Origin of the sequence: Streptomyces sp. NPDC005402, from assembly GCF_040606575.1 — a bacterium.
GTDB lineage: Bacteria > Actinomycetota > Actinomycetes > Streptomycetales > Streptomycetaceae > Streptomyces.
This window is the reverse complement of sequence record NZ_JBEXFB010000003.1, coordinates 243,417-256,514: the sequence shown is the minus strand read 5'-3', so window position 1 is coordinate 256,514 and position 13,098 is coordinate 243,417. Positions and strand designations below refer to the sequence as shown.

15 protein-coding genes are annotated in these 13,098 nt (G+C 68.8%); 6 read left to right on the top strand and 9 right to left on the bottom strand.

Going from position 1 to position 13,098, the window contains the following annotated elements; all coding sequences use genetic code 11:
* Positions 1 to 168: 168 nt before the first annotated feature.
* The 3 genes from rplM (at position 169) to glmM (ending at position 2,731) form a co-directional block, all read left to right on the top strand.
* Positions 169 to 612, top strand: coding sequence for a 50S ribosomal protein L13 (gene rplM, locus ABZT02_RS07010; protein WP_057607896.1), 444 nt, complete (start codon positions 169 to 171; stop codon positions 610 to 612).
* Between the two features lie 42 nt (positions 613 to 654).
* On the top strand, positions 655 to 1,182 hold the full coding sequence (gene rpsI, locus ABZT02_RS07005; protein ID WP_356015047.1) for a 30S ribosomal protein S9: 528 nt from the start codon (positions 655 to 657) through the stop codon (positions 1,180 to 1,182).
* Positions 1,183 to 1,372: 190 nt separating this feature from the next.
* Positions 1,373 to 2,731: a phosphoglucosamine mutase gene (gene glmM, locus ABZT02_RS07000; protein ID WP_356015045.1), complete on the top strand. Its 1,359-nt coding sequence runs from the start codon at positions 1,373 to 1,375 to the stop codon at positions 2,729 to 2,731.
* Between the two features lie 115 nt (positions 2,732 to 2,846).
* Here the strand turns inward: glmM and ABZT02_RS06995 are convergent, their stop codons facing one another.
* The 4 genes from ABZT02_RS06995 to ABZT02_RS06980 all read right to left on the bottom strand — a co-directional run bounded on the left by ABZT02_RS06995 (position 2,847) and on the right by ABZT02_RS06980 (position 6,310).
* Positions 2,847 to 3,767: a DUF389 domain-containing protein gene (locus ABZT02_RS06995; protein WP_356015043.1), complete on the bottom strand. Its 921-nt coding sequence runs from the start codon at positions 3,765 to 3,767 to the stop codon at positions 2,847 to 2,849.
* A gap of 42 nt (positions 3,768 to 3,809) precedes the next feature.
* The gene (coaA, locus tag ABZT02_RS06990; protein ID WP_355741571.1) at positions 3,810 to 4,778 is read right to left on the bottom strand and encodes a type I pantothenate kinase; all 969 of its coding nucleotides are present in this window, start codon (positions 4,776 to 4,778) and stop codon (positions 3,810 to 3,812) included.
* Between the two features lie 101 nt (positions 4,779 to 4,879).
* Positions 4,880 to 5,812 (bottom strand): CbrC family protein, encoded by a 933-nt coding sequence (locus ABZT02_RS06985; RefSeq protein WP_356015042.1) that lies wholly within the window; start codon positions 5,810 to 5,812, stop codon positions 4,880 to 4,882.
* A gap of 75 nt (positions 5,813 to 5,887) precedes the next feature.
* A complete protein-coding gene (locus tag ABZT02_RS06980; RefSeq protein ID WP_356015040.1) occupies positions 5,888 to 6,310 on the bottom strand; it encodes a hypothetical protein in 423 nt (140 codons plus the stop codon).
* Between the two features lie 538 nt (positions 6,311 to 6,848).
* Between ABZT02_RS06980 and glmS the strand changes: the two genes are divergently transcribed.
* Positions 6,849 to 8,696 carry a glutamine--fructose-6-phosphate transaminase (isomerizing) gene (glmS, locus tag ABZT02_RS06975; protein WP_356015038.1) on the top strand — a complete coding sequence of 616 codons (1,848 nt, stop codon included), beginning with the start codon at positions 6,849 to 6,851 and terminating at the stop codon, positions 8,694 to 8,696.
* Between the two features lie 33 nt (positions 8,697 to 8,729).
* On the opposite strand, the gene ABZT02_RS06970 is transcribed toward glmS, so the two are convergent.
* The 3 genes from ABZT02_RS06970 to ABZT02_RS06960 all read right to left on the bottom strand — a co-directional run bounded on the left by ABZT02_RS06970 (position 8,730) and on the right by ABZT02_RS06960 (position 10,142).
* A complete protein-coding gene (locus ABZT02_RS06970; protein WP_356015035.1) occupies positions 8,730 to 8,915 on the bottom strand; it encodes a DUF397 domain-containing protein in 186 nt (61 codons plus the stop codon).
* A gap of 187 nt (positions 8,916 to 9,102) precedes the next feature.
* A complete protein-coding gene (locus ABZT02_RS06965; protein WP_356015033.1) occupies positions 9,103 to 9,297 on the bottom strand; it encodes a DUF397 domain-containing protein in 195 nt (64 codons plus the stop codon).
* Positions 9,298 to 9,305: 8 nt separating this feature from the next.
* Positions 9,306 to 10,142, bottom strand: a complete 837-nt coding sequence (locus ABZT02_RS06960) for a helix-turn-helix transcriptional regulator (protein WP_356015031.1) — start codon at positions 10,140 to 10,142, stop codon at positions 9,306 to 9,308.
* Positions 10,143 to 10,313: 171 nt separating this feature from the next.
* On the opposite strand from ABZT02_RS06960, the gene ABZT02_RS06955 reads away from it, so the two are divergent.
* A complete protein-coding gene (locus tag ABZT02_RS06955; RefSeq protein WP_356015029.1) occupies positions 10,314 to 10,721 on the top strand; it encodes an ATP-binding protein in 408 nt (135 codons plus the stop codon).
* Positions 10,722 to 10,730: 9 nt separating this feature from the next.
* On the opposite strand, the gene ABZT02_RS06950 is transcribed toward ABZT02_RS06955, so the two are convergent.
* Positions 10,731 to 11,354 (bottom strand): histidine phosphatase family protein, encoded by a 624-nt coding sequence (locus ABZT02_RS06950; RefSeq protein ID WP_356015027.1) that lies wholly within the window; start codon positions 11,352 to 11,354, stop codon positions 10,731 to 10,733.
* A gap of 697 nt (positions 11,355 to 12,051) precedes the next feature.
* Between ABZT02_RS06950 and ABZT02_RS06945 the strand changes: the two genes are divergently transcribed.
* Positions 12,052 to 12,423, top strand: coding sequence for a holo-ACP synthase (locus ABZT02_RS06945; RefSeq protein WP_053846761.1), 372 nt, complete (start codon positions 12,052 to 12,054; stop codon positions 12,421 to 12,423).
* A 35-nt stretch (positions 12,424 to 12,458) separates the two neighbouring features.
* On the opposite strand, the gene ABZT02_RS06940 is transcribed toward ABZT02_RS06945, so the two are convergent.
* On the bottom strand, positions 12,459 to 12,746 hold the full coding sequence (locus ABZT02_RS06940) for a hypothetical protein (protein WP_356015024.1): 288 nt from the start codon (positions 12,744 to 12,746) through the stop codon (positions 12,459 to 12,461).
* Positions 12,747 to 13,098: the final 352 nt, after the last annotated feature.

Sequence of the window (13,098 nt, the reverse complement as noted above, 5' to 3'; positions counted from 1 at the left end):
CGTATCGGCTTGGTCGTTCTCACGCGAGAGGCCCTTACGTAGGTTCCCTGGAGCAGTTACCAGTGGGCGGCATACGGGCAGCGTCCCCGGCATTGTCGTCCCCAGCTGCACGATCGCTTCAGTGATGCCATGTGTCAGCACCCATCCACTGAAGAAGAAGGCTGCGAAGTGCGTACGTACAGCCCCAAGCCCGGCGATGTGACTCGCCAGTGGCACGTCATTGACGCTCAGGACATCGTCCTGGGCCGTCTGGCCACCACCGCTGCGAACCTCCTCCGTGGCAAGCACAAGCCGACCTATGCCCCGCACATGGACATGGGCGACTTCGTCATCATCATCAACGCCGACAAGGTTCACCTGTCCGGCAACAAGAAGACCCAGAAGCTGGCGTACCGCCACTCCGGCTACCCGGGTGGTCTGCGCTCCGTCCGCTACGACGAGCTGCTGGCGAAGAACCCCGAGAAGGCCGTCGAGAAGGCCATCAAGGGCATGATCCCCAAGAACTCCCTGGGCCGTCAGATGATCAGCAAGCTGAAGGTCTACTCGGGCGACCAGCACCCGCACGCTGCGCAGCAGCCGGTGCCGTTCGAGATCACCCAGGTCGCGCAGTAGTTCCGGCCACCCCCTAAGACAGAAAAGAATCTGAGGAGCATCGTGGCCGAGACCACTGTTGAGCAGCCGGTCGAAGAGACCGAGACCGAGCTCGTCGACATCGACAGCTACACCACCGAGTCCGAGGTCCCCGTCGAGGGCGAGTACACCTCGGAGTCCATGGCGTCCCGCTTCGGCGACCCCCAGCCGGCCGCCGGCCTGGGCCGTCGCAAGAACGCCATCGCCCGCGTCCGGATCGTCCCGGGCACCGGCAAGTGGAAGATCAACGGTCGCACCCTTGAGGACTACTTCCCCAACAAGGTGCACCAGCAGGAAGTCAACGAGCCCTTCAAGGTGCTCGAGCTCGAGGGCCGCTACGACGTCATCGCCCGCATCGCGGGTGGCGGTGTCTCCGGTCAGGCCGGTGCGCTCCGTCTCGGTGTCGCCCGCGCGCTGAACGAGGCCGACGTGGACAACAACCGCGGCGCCCTCAAGAAGGCCGGCTTCCTCCGTCGCGACGACCGTGCGGTCGAGCGCAAGAAGGCCGGTCTCAAGAAGGCCCGCAAGGCCCCGCAGTACAGCAAGCGTTAATCTTCGCTGCCTGTTCTGCTCGTACCTGCTCGTTCCTGCGAGTCAGCAGTACGTCCGTTCGCCCCGGCGGCACGCCACAGTGCCGCCGGGGCGTTCGTTTATCACAGCCTCAGGCGTATAACGGCACAAGGCGCTCAAAGGCTTATGTGATCGGATGATCTCCGTAACTGACGCTTCCTCAGGAGGACAAGTGGGACGACTCTTCGGCACGGACGGCGTGCGCGGTGTCGCCAACGCGGATCTGACGGCCGAGATGGCGCTCGGTCTGTCGGTCGCGGCGGCGCACGTGCTGGCCGAGGCGGGTACGTTCCAGGGCCACCGGCCGACGGCGGTGGTCGGACGGGACCCGCGCGCGTCCGGGGAGTTCCTGGAGGCCGCCGTGGTGGCGGGCCTCGCGAGCGCCGGCGTGGACGTGCTGAAGGTCGGTGTGCTGCCCACGCCCGCGGTGGCGTATCTCACGGGTGTGCTCGGCGCCGACCTCGGCGTCATGCTCTCCGCCAGCCACAACGCCATGCCCGACAACGGCGTCAAGTTCCTCGCCCGCGGCGGGCACAAGCTCGACGACGAGCTGGAGGACCGGATCGAGGCGATCTACGACGCGCACCGGCACGGTGAGCCCTGGGAGCGGCCGACCGGCGGTGGCGTCGGCCGGGTCCGCGAGTACACCGAGGGCTTCGACAAGTACGTGGCGCATCTGATCGCCGTACTGCCGAACCGCCTCGACGGGCTGAAGATCGTCCTCGACGAGGCGCACGGCGCTGCCGCCCGGGTGTCGCCGGAGGCCTTCTCCCGGGCCGGCGCCGAGGTGATCACCATCGGTGCCCAGCCGGACGGACTCAACATCAACGACGGTTGCGGCTCCACGCATCTCGGACTGCTGAAGAGTGCCGTCGTCGAGCACGGGGCGGACTTCGGCATCGCGCACGACGGGGACGCGGACCGGTGCCTCGCCGTCGACCACACCGGCGAGGAGGTGGACGGCGACCAGATCATGGCCGTGCTCGCGCTCGCGATGCGGGACCGGTCGGCGCTGCGGTCCGACACCGTCGTCGCGACGGTCATGTCGAACCTGGGGTTCAAACTGGCGCTGGAGCGGGAGGGGCTTCGGCTCGTCCAGACCGCCGTCGGGGACCGGTATGTGCTCGAGGAGATGAAGGAGCACGGGTACGCCCTCGGGGGCGAGCAGTCCGGGCACGTCATCATCCTGGACCACGCCACGACCGGGGACGGGACGCTGACCGGGCTGATGCTGGCGGCCCGTGTCGCGGAGAGCGGGCGGTCGCTGAAGGAGCTGGCTTCCGTGATGGAGCGGCTGCCGCAGGTGCTGATCAACGTGCCTGACGTGGACCGGTCCCGGGTCGCCACGTCCGGGGAGCTGGCCGCCGCGGTGGCTGAGGCTGAGCGTGAACTCGGGACCACCGGGCGGGTGTTGCTGCGGCCGTCGGGTACCGAGCCGTTGGTTCGGGTGATGGTCGAGGCGGCGGACATCGATCAGGCTCGGGCGGTGGCCGGGCGGCTTGCCGACTCGGTGAAGTCGGCGCTCGGCTGAGTGATCGCCGGGTAGGGGTGGGGGGTTGCGTGCGCTGCGGGCCGCTGGTTCGTCGCGGCTGGTCGCGCCCACGCGGCGGAGCCGCACATCGGACAGAGCCCCGCGCCCCGCGCCCCTACGCGCGCTTTCGCCACAGCCATTTCTGGAAGAGCAGGGTGCTGGTGCTGGCCAGCACGATGCCCAGTAGGTTCAGCAGGAGTTGTTCCGTCGAGCCCCAGGCTTGTTTGTACTCGCTGTAGCTGAAGGCCACGGCCGCGTTGGCGGCCGCGGGGACCGTGGTCACCGAGATGGCCACGCCCACCAGGGCGCCGGACTTGGCCGAGGTCAGGGAGAGGGTGCCCGCGCAGCCCGCGAGGACGGCCACGACGAAGGAGAACCAGTCGGGCCGGTAGATGAAGTTGGTGTTGGGGCGCTTGGCGTCCAGCTGCTCCGCGCTGAACAGGTGCACCGCGTCCATGAAGTAGCTGAAGCCCACCGTGACGAGCATCGCCGCCAGGAAGCCCACCAACAGGGCGATCAGCGAGCGCAGCGCCAGGCGCGGGTTGCGCTGGACGATCGCCGTGCTGAAGGCCGCCAGCGGGCCGAACTCCGGGCCCACCGCCATCGCTCCCACGATCAGGATCGCGTTGTCGAGCACCACACCGCAGGCCGCGATCATCGTGGCGAGGGTGATGAAGGCCAGGTAGGTGATGGAGAGCGTCGACTCCTCGTTCGTCGCCTCCGTGAGGTGCTCCCACAGGACCGCGTCCACGCCCTCGCCGGGTGCCTCGTCCTCGGCCTTGTCCGCGCGCTTGGAGAGCGACAGGTCGATGTTCTCCACGGCGATGGAACCGCTCTTGTCGAGCTCCAACTTCTGCAGCTCGCCGATGAGTTCGTCACCCGCCTCGCGAGCCACGTCGCACATCACGACGTCGCCCGCCGGGTTGCGGGCGGCGCCCGGCATCACGACGAGGTGGGTGGTGCCGACCGTCTTCTCGATCAGGCGGACCACGGCGTCGGTCTTCTCGGCCGGGGTGATCAGGCGCAGATGCAGCATGACGCCTTTCTAACAGGCGTACGGCGACAGGCGTACGCCCCCTCAGAGCTTCCGGAGGCTGAGCTTGCGCACCTTGTGGTCCTGGCCCTTGCGGATGACGAGGGTGGCGCGGCCGCGGGTGGGGGCGATGTTCTCCACCAGGTTGGGCTTGTTGATGGTGCGCCAGAGGGTGCGGGCGTAGTCGACGGCCTCCTCCTCGGAGACCTGGGTGTACTTCCTGAAGTACGAGTCCGGGTTCTGGAAGGCGGTCTGCCGGAGCTTCTTGAACCGGCTGAGGTACCAGCGCTCGATGTCCTCGGCGCTCGCGTCGACGTACACGCTGAAGTCGAAGTAGTCGGCGAGACCGACGCGGGTACGGCCGTCCGTGCCGGGGAGGGCGGGCTGCAGGACGTTGAGGCCCTCGACGATCAGGATGTCGGGGCGGCGCACGGTGAGCCGCTGGTCCGGGACGATGTCGTAGATCAGGTGGGAGTAGACGGGGGCGGTGACCTCGCCCTTGCCCGCCTTGATGTCGGCGACGAAACGGGTCAGCGCGCGCCGGTCGTACGACTCCGGGAAGCCCTTGCGCGACATGAGCCCGCGGGCCTCCAGTTCCCGGGTGGGGAGCAGGAAGCCGTCGGTGGTGACCAGCTCCACGCGCGGGTGCTCGGGCCAGCGGGAGAGCAGGGCCTGGAGGAGGCGGGCGACGGTCGACTTCCCCACGGCGACCGATCCGGCGACCCCTATCACGAACGGGGTGCCGGACTGGGAGCCCTGCTCGCCGAGGAAGGTGTTCAGGGCGCCTCTGAGCCCGTCCGTGGCGCCGACGTAGAGATTCAGCAGCCGGGACAGCGGGAGGTAGATGTCCCGCACCTCGTCGAGGTCGATGACGTCACCGAGACCGCGCAGCTTCTCGACCTCTTCGGCGTTCAGCGGGAGGGGCGTCTTCTCGCGCAGTGCACTCCACTCTGAGCGGGTGAGATCGACGTAAGGAGTCGCCTCCGGCTTGTGCCGGTGGGCGCTCCGGGGCATCGGGGAGACCGGAGAGATCACAGTCCATTGTTAACGGAGTTTGAACGGGGTGGGGGGTGGGGTGGGTCACGTCGGGCTGTGGGGTGCCTGTTCTGGCGTGGTCAGGTGAAGTCCGCGTAGGCGAGGTGGGTCGCGCAGACCCGGCAGCGGAAGAGGTACGCGGTGGGCTGGTCGTCCTTGTCTAGGGAGGCGAGGAAGTCCTCGAACCGGTCGTCCGGCCACCGTTGGCGGAGGTGGTCGACGGCGTCCGGGTACTTCTCGAGCTCCTTCGCTCCGGCGGGACCGAGGAATTCGGCGCCGTCGCCGCAGTGGGTCAGCCAGTTCGGGGTCTGCCAGGCGAGGAATCCGGGGGTGCGCCTCAGGAGGGTTTCCGCGACGTTCTGGGGTACGTCACCCTCGATACCGTCGATGAAGGTGGCGTCGTAACGCTCGGCGGCCTTGCCGAAGGCGATGCAGTACGGGCAGATGCCGCTGTCCGGGGCGTCGGCGGCGTAGACGGGGCCGGTGTACACCCATCCGCGTTCCTGCCCGCAGCATGCGCAGGGGGCGTCGGAGGGGGAGACGGAGCCGGTGGCGACGGGGCTGGGGTGGTAGGGGAAGTGGGGGAGGGTCGGGCGTCGGCGGGGCTCCGGCTGCGGGGAGATCAGGAGCTGGATCGTGTGTCCGGTCAGGGCCTCGGGCGCTACGACGATCACCTCCGCGCGGAGGCTCTCCGGGAGGTGTCTCCGGGCGGCCTGGCTCGTGAGGAGGGCCGGGCACCCGAGCGGCAGGACGGCGGCACCGGTGCGGCGGGCGAGCTCGGCGACGCGGTCCAGGATCCGCCCAGCAGAGAAGCGGTTGAAAGTGAGGCCGAGGGCGTCGCCGTAGACCTCCGATCCGCCCCCGTCCTCGGCTTCGAGGTCCCAGGAGCCCGGGACACCGGTGGGCGGCATTCCGCCTACGGTGACGGGGCCGAGGACGTCGCGTATCGCGGTCTCGTCCATGGGGACGGGCTGTCCGTCGGCGAAACGGCAGAGGTACAGGCTGTAACTCACATCGCTCCTACGAATGGGGCAGGCCCCGCCGAAGCCGGTTGACATCGGATTCGGCAGGGCCTGACCAGCGGGTGATCAGGGCCGAACGCCCCTTACCTCGATCATGCTCCCGTGCCCGTGTCTGTCCGGTTCTCCGACGTCGAATCCTGCCGAGGCCAAGATCTCGGACAGGGCGGCCCGCATGTGTCGGAGCACGCTGTTGTAGTGGCGGAGGACCGGAGGCGGGTCGGCGTAGTCGATTCCTCGAGCGAAGAGATCGAGGGCCGTGTCCCTCAGCTCCGCGTCCGTCGTCCAGTTCACATACACCCCACCTTCGGTGAAAGGCGCGACATGCACACGTGCCCCAGGTCTCTTCTCCGCGCCGCCGTCGAGGTCGCCCCGGTGCACCGGGAGCCCAGTCCGGGTCAGTTCCCGGCACACCTCGTGAGCCAGCGCCTCGCGCTCGGCGACGACTTCCGGAGGGGCCTTGGGAGGCAGGTCGAATTCGGGTTCAGTCATGTGCTGCTTGCTCCTCGCTTCGCTGCTTGTTCGTCGCGAGACCAGCCAGGTGTCGTCCGCCGGCTCGCCGGACGTACTGGTCGAGCAGTTCCCGCGCCGCGTCCGCGAAGTCGGGGTGGTAGGGCACCGAGTAGGTGATCGATGTACCAGCAGGCGGGCGTGGGACGCGCGGATTGCAGGTACTGCGGCACAGAAGGTCCCTCCCCCGTAGCGACACCGTTCCCCCGGTCGCTGACTGACGTGCACGCCCTCCCGGATTGGTCATGATCCGGTCAAGCGGGGCCACTTTAGGCAGGTGGTCGGGAGTACGGGCAAGGGCTTTCCGCTGCCTGGCGCGAAGCTGCCCCAGGTCCGGCGCTGTCATCAGAGGGCGCGAGATCCCTGAGGCAAGGAAATCCTGTGGTTCTTCTGTGATGAGCCGGTGACAGCGAGGGGGGAGTGACGGAACGGGTTGGCTCGTTCTCGGCGGTGCCGCGATATCCGAATTCGGGCACGAAGTGCCGTGATCCAGCACGCTTCGGCCCCTAGGCTGCCGCGCATGTGCGGAATCGTGGGATACGTGGGGTCGCAGTCGGCGCTCGATGTCGTGATGGCCGGACTCAAGCGGCTGGAGTACCGGGGGTACGACTCGGCAGGGGTCGCCGTGCTGGCGGACGGAGGCCTGGCGGCGGCCAAGAAGGCCGGGAAGCTGGTCAATCTGGAGAAGGAGCTGGTGGACCGGCCGTTGCCGGCGGGGCTGACCGGCATCGGGCACACGCGGTGGGCCACGCACGGTGGGCCGACGGACGCCAACGCGCACCCCCATCTGGACAACGCGGGCCGGGTGTCGGTCGTCCACAACGGCATCATCGAGAACTTCGCCGCGCTGCGGGCCGAGCTGGAGGAGCGGGGGCATGAGCTGGCCTCCGAGACGGACACGGAGGTGGTGGCACATCTGCTCGCCGAGGAGTTCTCCGTGACCGCCGATCTCGCGGAGGCGATGCGGCTGGTGTGCCGGCGGCTGGAGGGGGCGTTCACGTTGGTGGCCGTCCACGCGGACGAGCCGGACGTCGTCGTGGGCGCCCGTCGGAACTCGCCGCTGGTGGTGGGAGTGGGGGACGGGGAGGCGTTTCTGGCGTCGGACGTGGCGGCCTTCATCGCGCACACCCGCTCCGCGATCGAGCTCGGCCAGGACCAGGTCGTGGAGCTGCGCAGGGACGGGGTGACCGTCACCGGCTTCGACGGCCGCCCCGCCGACGTCCGCTCCTTCCACATCGACTGGGACGCCTCCGCCGCCGAGAAGGGCGGCTACGACTACTTCATGCTCAAGGAGATCGCCGAGCAGCCGAAGGCGGTCGCCGACACCCTGCTCGGCCGTATCGACGCGGCCGGTTCCCTCACGCTGGACGAGGTCCGGATCTCCGACGCCGAGCTGCGGGAGGTCGACAAGGTCGTCATCGTGGCCTGCGGTACGGCCTTCCACGCGGGGATGATCGCCAAGTACGCCATCGAGCACTGGACCCGTATCCCCTGCGAGGTGGAGCTGGCGAGCGAGTTCCGGTACCGGGACCCGATCCTCGGACCGCGCTCGCTCGTGATCGCCATCTCCCAGTCCGGGGAGACCATGGACACGCTCATGGCGCTGCGGCACGCCCGCGAGCAGGGTTCCAAGGTGCTCGCGATCTGCAACACCAACGGGTCGACGATCCCCCGGGAGTCCGACGCGGTGCTGTACACGCACGCGGGGCCCGAGGTCGCCGTGGCGTCGACGAAGGCGTTCCTCACGCAGCTCGTGGCGTGTTACCTGGTGGCGTTGTACTTGGGTCAGGTGCGCGGGACAAAGTGGGGCGACGAGATCTCCGCCGTCATCCGGGACCTGTCGCACATCTCCGGTGAGGTCGAGCGGGTACTGGAGACGATGGAGCCGGTGCGGGCGCTGGCGCGGTCGCTGGCCAACAAGGACACCGTGCTGTTCCTCGGGCGGCATGTCGGCTATCCGGTCGCGCTGGAGGGCGCCCTGAAGCTCAAGGAACTCGCCTACATGCACGCCGAGGGCTTTGCGGCGGGGGAGTTGAAGCACGGGCCCATCGCGCTCATCGAGGAGGACCTGCCGGTCGTGGTCGTCGTGCCGTCGCCCCGGGGGCGCTCGGTGATCCACGACAAGATCGTGTCCAACATCCAGGAGATCCGGGCCCGGGGAGCGCGGACGATCGTCATCGCGGAGGAGGGCGACGAGGCCGTGGCGCCGTACGCCGACCACCTGATCCGGATTCCGGCCACGCCGACGCTGCTCCAGCCGCTGGTGGCGACCGTGCCGTTGCAGGTGTTCGCGTGCGAGCTCGCGACCGCCCGGGGCAACGAGGTGGACCAGCCGAGGAACCTGGCGAAGTCGGTCACGGTGGAGTAGTCGGCCGCCGTACCGCCCGGGCCGGCACCGGTGTTACACGGGGTTACCGCTCTTGAGGGCGTCGAGGAAGGCGGTGAAGGGGGCGGGCGGGAAGGTGAGGGTGGCGGTGGTGGGGGTTTTGGAGTCGCGGATGGATATGTGGGTGGGGTGGGTTGCGATCTCGACGCAGTTGTTGCCGTCGTCCGGACCTGAGTAGGTCGACTTCCGCCAGTTCTGCATGGGGGTCTCACAGCTCTTTCGTCAGCTGCTGGATGAACTCAGGCGATGGTTCGGGTTCGAGCGACGCGCCTTGCGTTTTACGGAAGCGAGTTCAACAAGCGGCGAGTTGGTCCTCGGAGTCGCCGAGGGTCCGCTTGCCCCCAGCCGCTGGGCGCGGCGCCGAACGGCCTGTCCGCTACGCGGTGGGTTACGCGGGGTTAATTATGGGGGCGCTCTTGAGGGCGTCGAGGAAGGCGGTGAAGGGGGCGGGCGGGAAGGTGAGGGTGGCGGTGGTGGGGGTCTTGGAGTCGCGGATGGATACGTGGGTGGGGGAGTTGGCTATCTCGACACATTCGTTACCGTCGCCGCCGCCGGAGTGGGACGACTTCCGCCAGTTGTCCATGGGGTCCCTCACAGCTCCTTCGCCAGCCCGTGGATGAAGTCACGAGTCTGGTCCGGTTCGAGTGATACGGCCTCCACCATATGGAAGCGCGTTCGATAACTGCCGAGCTGGGCCTCGGCGTCGATGAAGATTGAGCCATGGGGTGTGTCCCGGACCACCGTGTCCAGCTTGGGCAGAGTGCCGCCCACGTACGTCATGGTGCTTGAGGCTCTGGCGAAGCCGTCCAGGTCGAAGGGGATGGCACGCAAGGTGATGTGGTCCGCCTCGGACAGCTCGAGGAGCCGGGCGAGTTGGGCCTTCGACGCGGTACGGTCGCTGACTCTGATCCGAAGCGCGGCCTCATGGATCACCGCTTTGTACGGGATGGTGATCTGCTGGCGTGCCTTCCGGTGCTGAATGCGCACCTCCATCTCGTCATGTGTGAGTTCGGGCAGCCTGTCCGAGAAGACGGCACGGGCGTAGTCCTCCGTCTGCAGCAGCCCCGGCACGTACAGGACGGCAACGTGGTGCTGGAACCGGGCATGGTGCTCCAGCTCGGACAAGTCCAGGAAAGACGTGGGCAACAGGCCCCGATACTCCTCCCACCAGCCACGGGTCCGGTCGGTGGCCATCGCGACCAACGCTTCGATGAACTCCTTGTCCGTACAGGCGTAGTGGCTCGCGAGGCGACGTAGACGATCCTCGCTCACGCCTGCGAGCCCGGATTCGATGTGGCTCATCTGGGCGCGGTTCGCCCCGAGCAGTGCGGCGGCCTCGATAGCGGTGAGTCCTGCCGCCTCGCGGAGTCTGCGCAGTTCGGTCCCCAGCCGCACCTGGCGTGCGGTGGGTTCGCGCCTCAGGACCATGGGTTGCTCCTCGTTCGGGGGCGGCTCACGTGATCCGCTTGCTACGGTCCACATGTTAGCCCTACCGTCGGTGACGTAGCCGTCACTCTGCGGAAGAGCACCGCTCCGTCATGCCATCACGGATGCGACACCGCCACCGCAACCAACCCTCATCTGAACGGAGTTCTTCGCATGCCCGAAAACGACCCCTGGGAGTACACGCTGTACATCCCGAACGACGTCAGAGCCGTCACCGTCGCCCGTCGCACCCTCCGTCTGATCCTCACCCTGCACGGCCTGATCCGCCTGACCGACACCGCGGAGCTCCTGGCGGCCGAGCTGGTCTCCAATGCCGTACGGCACACCAAGGGACCCGCCGCCCTGCGGGTGCGTTGGTCGGCGGGAGTGCTGCGGATCGGGGCGTGGGACGCGAACCCCGAACCGCCAGAGCCGCCGGGGGAGTTGGACATGCTGGGGGAGGCGGAGGAGGGGAGGGGGCTGGCGTTGGTGAAGGCGTGCGCCGACCTGTGGGGGTGGCAGCCGTTGGCCAGGCACGGCAACCGGGGGAAGTACGTGTGGTGCGAGCTCGCCGCGGCCTGATGGGGGCGTTCAGACGTGCACCTCGGGAGGGAAGCCTGTCCAGCGCAGTTCGGTGGGCAGGTGCCGCATGTCGTTGGAGACGAGGACGGAGGCCGCTCGACCGGGTGCGTAACGGATGACCGTGAGCGCCGCGTTGGCGTGGTTGAGGCCGAGCCAGCGCCACTTCGGGGCGTACAGGGCGTCCCGGACGAGCCAGGCGACGAGGAAGTTGTGGGTCACGACCAGCTCGTGCCGGTCCTCCCCGCCGTCCACCGGGCCGGTGAACAGGTCGAGTGCCCGGCGGGCCAGCACGGCGCCCTGCTCCCGTTCCTCTGCGGTGGTGTCGGCGAGGAAGCGGAGGTAGTGGTCCGCCGACTCGGGCGGGAGTTCGTCCTGCCGGGGGATGTAAGGCACGTAGTCGCCCGCGACCTCCGAGACGTGCAGGGGGACGTCCTTGAGATGGTCGTGGATCAGGCGGGCGGTCTGTGTCGCCCGCGGCAGGGGGCCATGGTGAACAGCCGTGAAAGGGATGTCCCGGAGGCGCCGACCGAGCAGGGTGGCCTGCTGACGGCCCGCCCCGGTCAGCCCGCTCTCGTCCGGCAGCGCTTCGCCGTGCCGGACGAGATAGAGGTAGCGGGTGGCTGTGCCGGTCATCTCAAGCTCCACGGTGAGCGGGTCCCCTCGACTGTGCATCTGGCGCGATCATGGTCACTTTGGCCTGGGGAAAGCATGTGAGGCTCTTGTGGACTGCGTAAAGACGGCTCAAAACTCACTTCGCTCTTGGTTCATGCACATGGGGGGCTCCCGTGCGTCCGGCACGTCCACTTGGTGTCGCCGCCGCCTTCGGGCTGGCCACGGTCCTGACCGTCCTGTGCGTGGGCGGATGCTCGGCCGACTCGGAGGGTGCGGAGCGTTCGCCGGCGAGCTCGGCGTCCCCGACTGCGGATGCCCTCAAGGCCAAGCCCTCGTCGTACCCCTCCCCGAGTGAATCCCCCTCCGCGTCCCCCACGCCTTCGAGGACCCCGACGTCCACGCCGACGCGCCGGGCGCAGACTTCCTCGTCCCAGGTGGGTGGGTCAGGGGGATCGACCCGTACCGGTGGTTCCGGTAATTCCGGTACGACTGCGGGCGGCTCGGGCGGCTCGGGCGGCTCGGGCGGCAGGTCCGGCACCATCCCTCAGAACCCCAACCGCGGCCCGACTCCTCCCCCCGCACCGCCCCGACCGACCCCCACGCCGGAGTGGACGTCGGGTGCCTGGCACCCCGGCGACCCCGTGGAGACGACTGCTCCGGTGATGACGCCCGGTCAGAGCTGACCGTGACGGTGCCGGGAGGATCGTAAAGTGCCCGGATGAGCATCATCGGGGTCGGAATCGACGTCGCCGAGATCGAGCGGTTCGCGGCGTCGCTGGAGCGTACGCCGGGGATGGCCCGGCGGCTGTTCCTGGACAGCGAGTTGACGCTGCCCAGCGGGGAGCGGCGGGGCGTCGCCTCGCTCGCCGCCCGGTTCGCCGCGAAGGAGGCCCTGGCCAAGGCGCTCGGGGCTCCGGCCGGGCTGCACTGGACCGATGCCGAGGTGTACGTCGAGGACAGCGGGCAGCCCCGGCTGCGGGTCACCGGGACCGTCGCCGCGCGGGCGGCGGCGCTCGGGGTGCGGTCGTGGCATGTGTCGCTCAGCCATGACGCGGGGGTCGCGTCGGCCGTGGTGATCGCGGAGGGGTGACCACCGACGCCGCCGACGCCGCCCCGCGTCGGCTCTCAGGCGGCCTGGTCCCAGTCCGTGTGGACGTCCTGTTCGCTCAGGGGGTCGCGGCGACCGCCGCCGGTCGACTTCTCCCGAGCGCGCAGCGCGGCCCAGGCGGCGGCTGACGCGCAGGTGAGGTACCAGGGCAGCGGCCAGAAGGTGTGCCACCAGCCGGTGTGCGGCGAGACGGCGATGTCGACGGCGGCCGCGGCCATGGCGGCGGCCAGGCTCCAGCACAGCAGACGCCCGGCCCAACGGACGGCCAGGGCGAGGGGCCCGTCGGGTCTGTCCGGTTCGATCATCGCGGGAACGTCCTCCACGGGATGGGCGACGGCCGCGACCGGGGATGCGGATGCGGCTGCGCTCGCCGAAACGCCCTCAGTGTGAGGTTTGTGAAGCGTTCCGCACAGGGGTGGGACGGGGCGGCCGTGACGTCTGAGACGACCTCGGGTCCGGGCATATGCCCACAAGTACGTGATGGTGCCAGGTGAGCGCTTACATATCCGGTGCGGAACGGGGCTGACTTTGGCCGAAAGTGAACGCGTGACACCTCAATCTCTGGCCTGACCTGGCCGAGAATGCGCTTTCGGACAACCGCGTTGCCCCGTCGCGGGCCGGAACTGATCGTTCCTCGCCGCGGTGCGGGCCGACGAG

Bases quoted from the DNA above. Each gene is read 5' to 3' on its own strand.
- ABZT02_RS06970 (WP_356015035.1), bottom strand. From the start codon at position 8,915: ATGCAGAACTGGCGGAAGTCGACCTACTCAGGTCCGGACGACGGCAAC.
- ABZT02_RS06960 (WP_356015031.1), bottom strand. From the start codon at position 10,142: ATGGTCCTGAGGCGCGAACCCACCGCACGCCAGGTGCGGCTGGGGACC.
- ABZT02_RS06965 (WP_356015033.1), bottom strand. From the start codon at position 9,297: ATGGACAACTGGCGGAAGTCGTCCCACTCCGGCGGCGGCGACGGTAAC.
- ABZT02_RS06995 (WP_356015043.1), bottom strand. From the start codon at position 3,767: ATGCTGCATCTGCGCCTGATCACCCCGGCCGAGAAGACCGACGCCGTG.
- ABZT02_RS06940 (WP_356015024.1), bottom strand. From the start codon at position 12,746: ATGATCGAACCGGACAGACCCGACGGGCCCCTCGCCCTGGCCGTCCGT.
- coaA (WP_355741571.1), bottom strand. From the start codon at position 4,778: ATGCCCCGGAGCGCCCACCGGCACAAGCCGGAGGCGACTCCTTACGTC.
- glmS (WP_356015038.1), top strand. From the start codon at position 6,849: ATGTGCGGAATCGTGGGATACGTGGGGTCGCAGTCGGCGCTCGATGTC.
- ABZT02_RS06950 (WP_356015027.1), bottom strand. From the start codon at position 11,354: ATGACCGGCACAGCCACCCGCTACCTCTATCTCGTCCGGCACGGCGAA.
- ABZT02_RS06980 (WP_356015040.1), bottom strand. From the start codon at position 6,310: ATGACTGAACCCGAATTCGACCTGCCTCCCAAGGCCCCTCCGGAAGTC.
- ABZT02_RS06955 (WP_356015029.1), top strand. From the start codon at position 10,314: ATGCCCGAAAACGACCCCTGGGAGTACACGCTGTACATCCCGAACGAC.
- ABZT02_RS06945 (WP_053846761.1), top strand. From the start codon at position 12,052: ATGAGCATCATCGGGGTCGGAATCGACGTCGCCGAGATCGAGCGGTTC.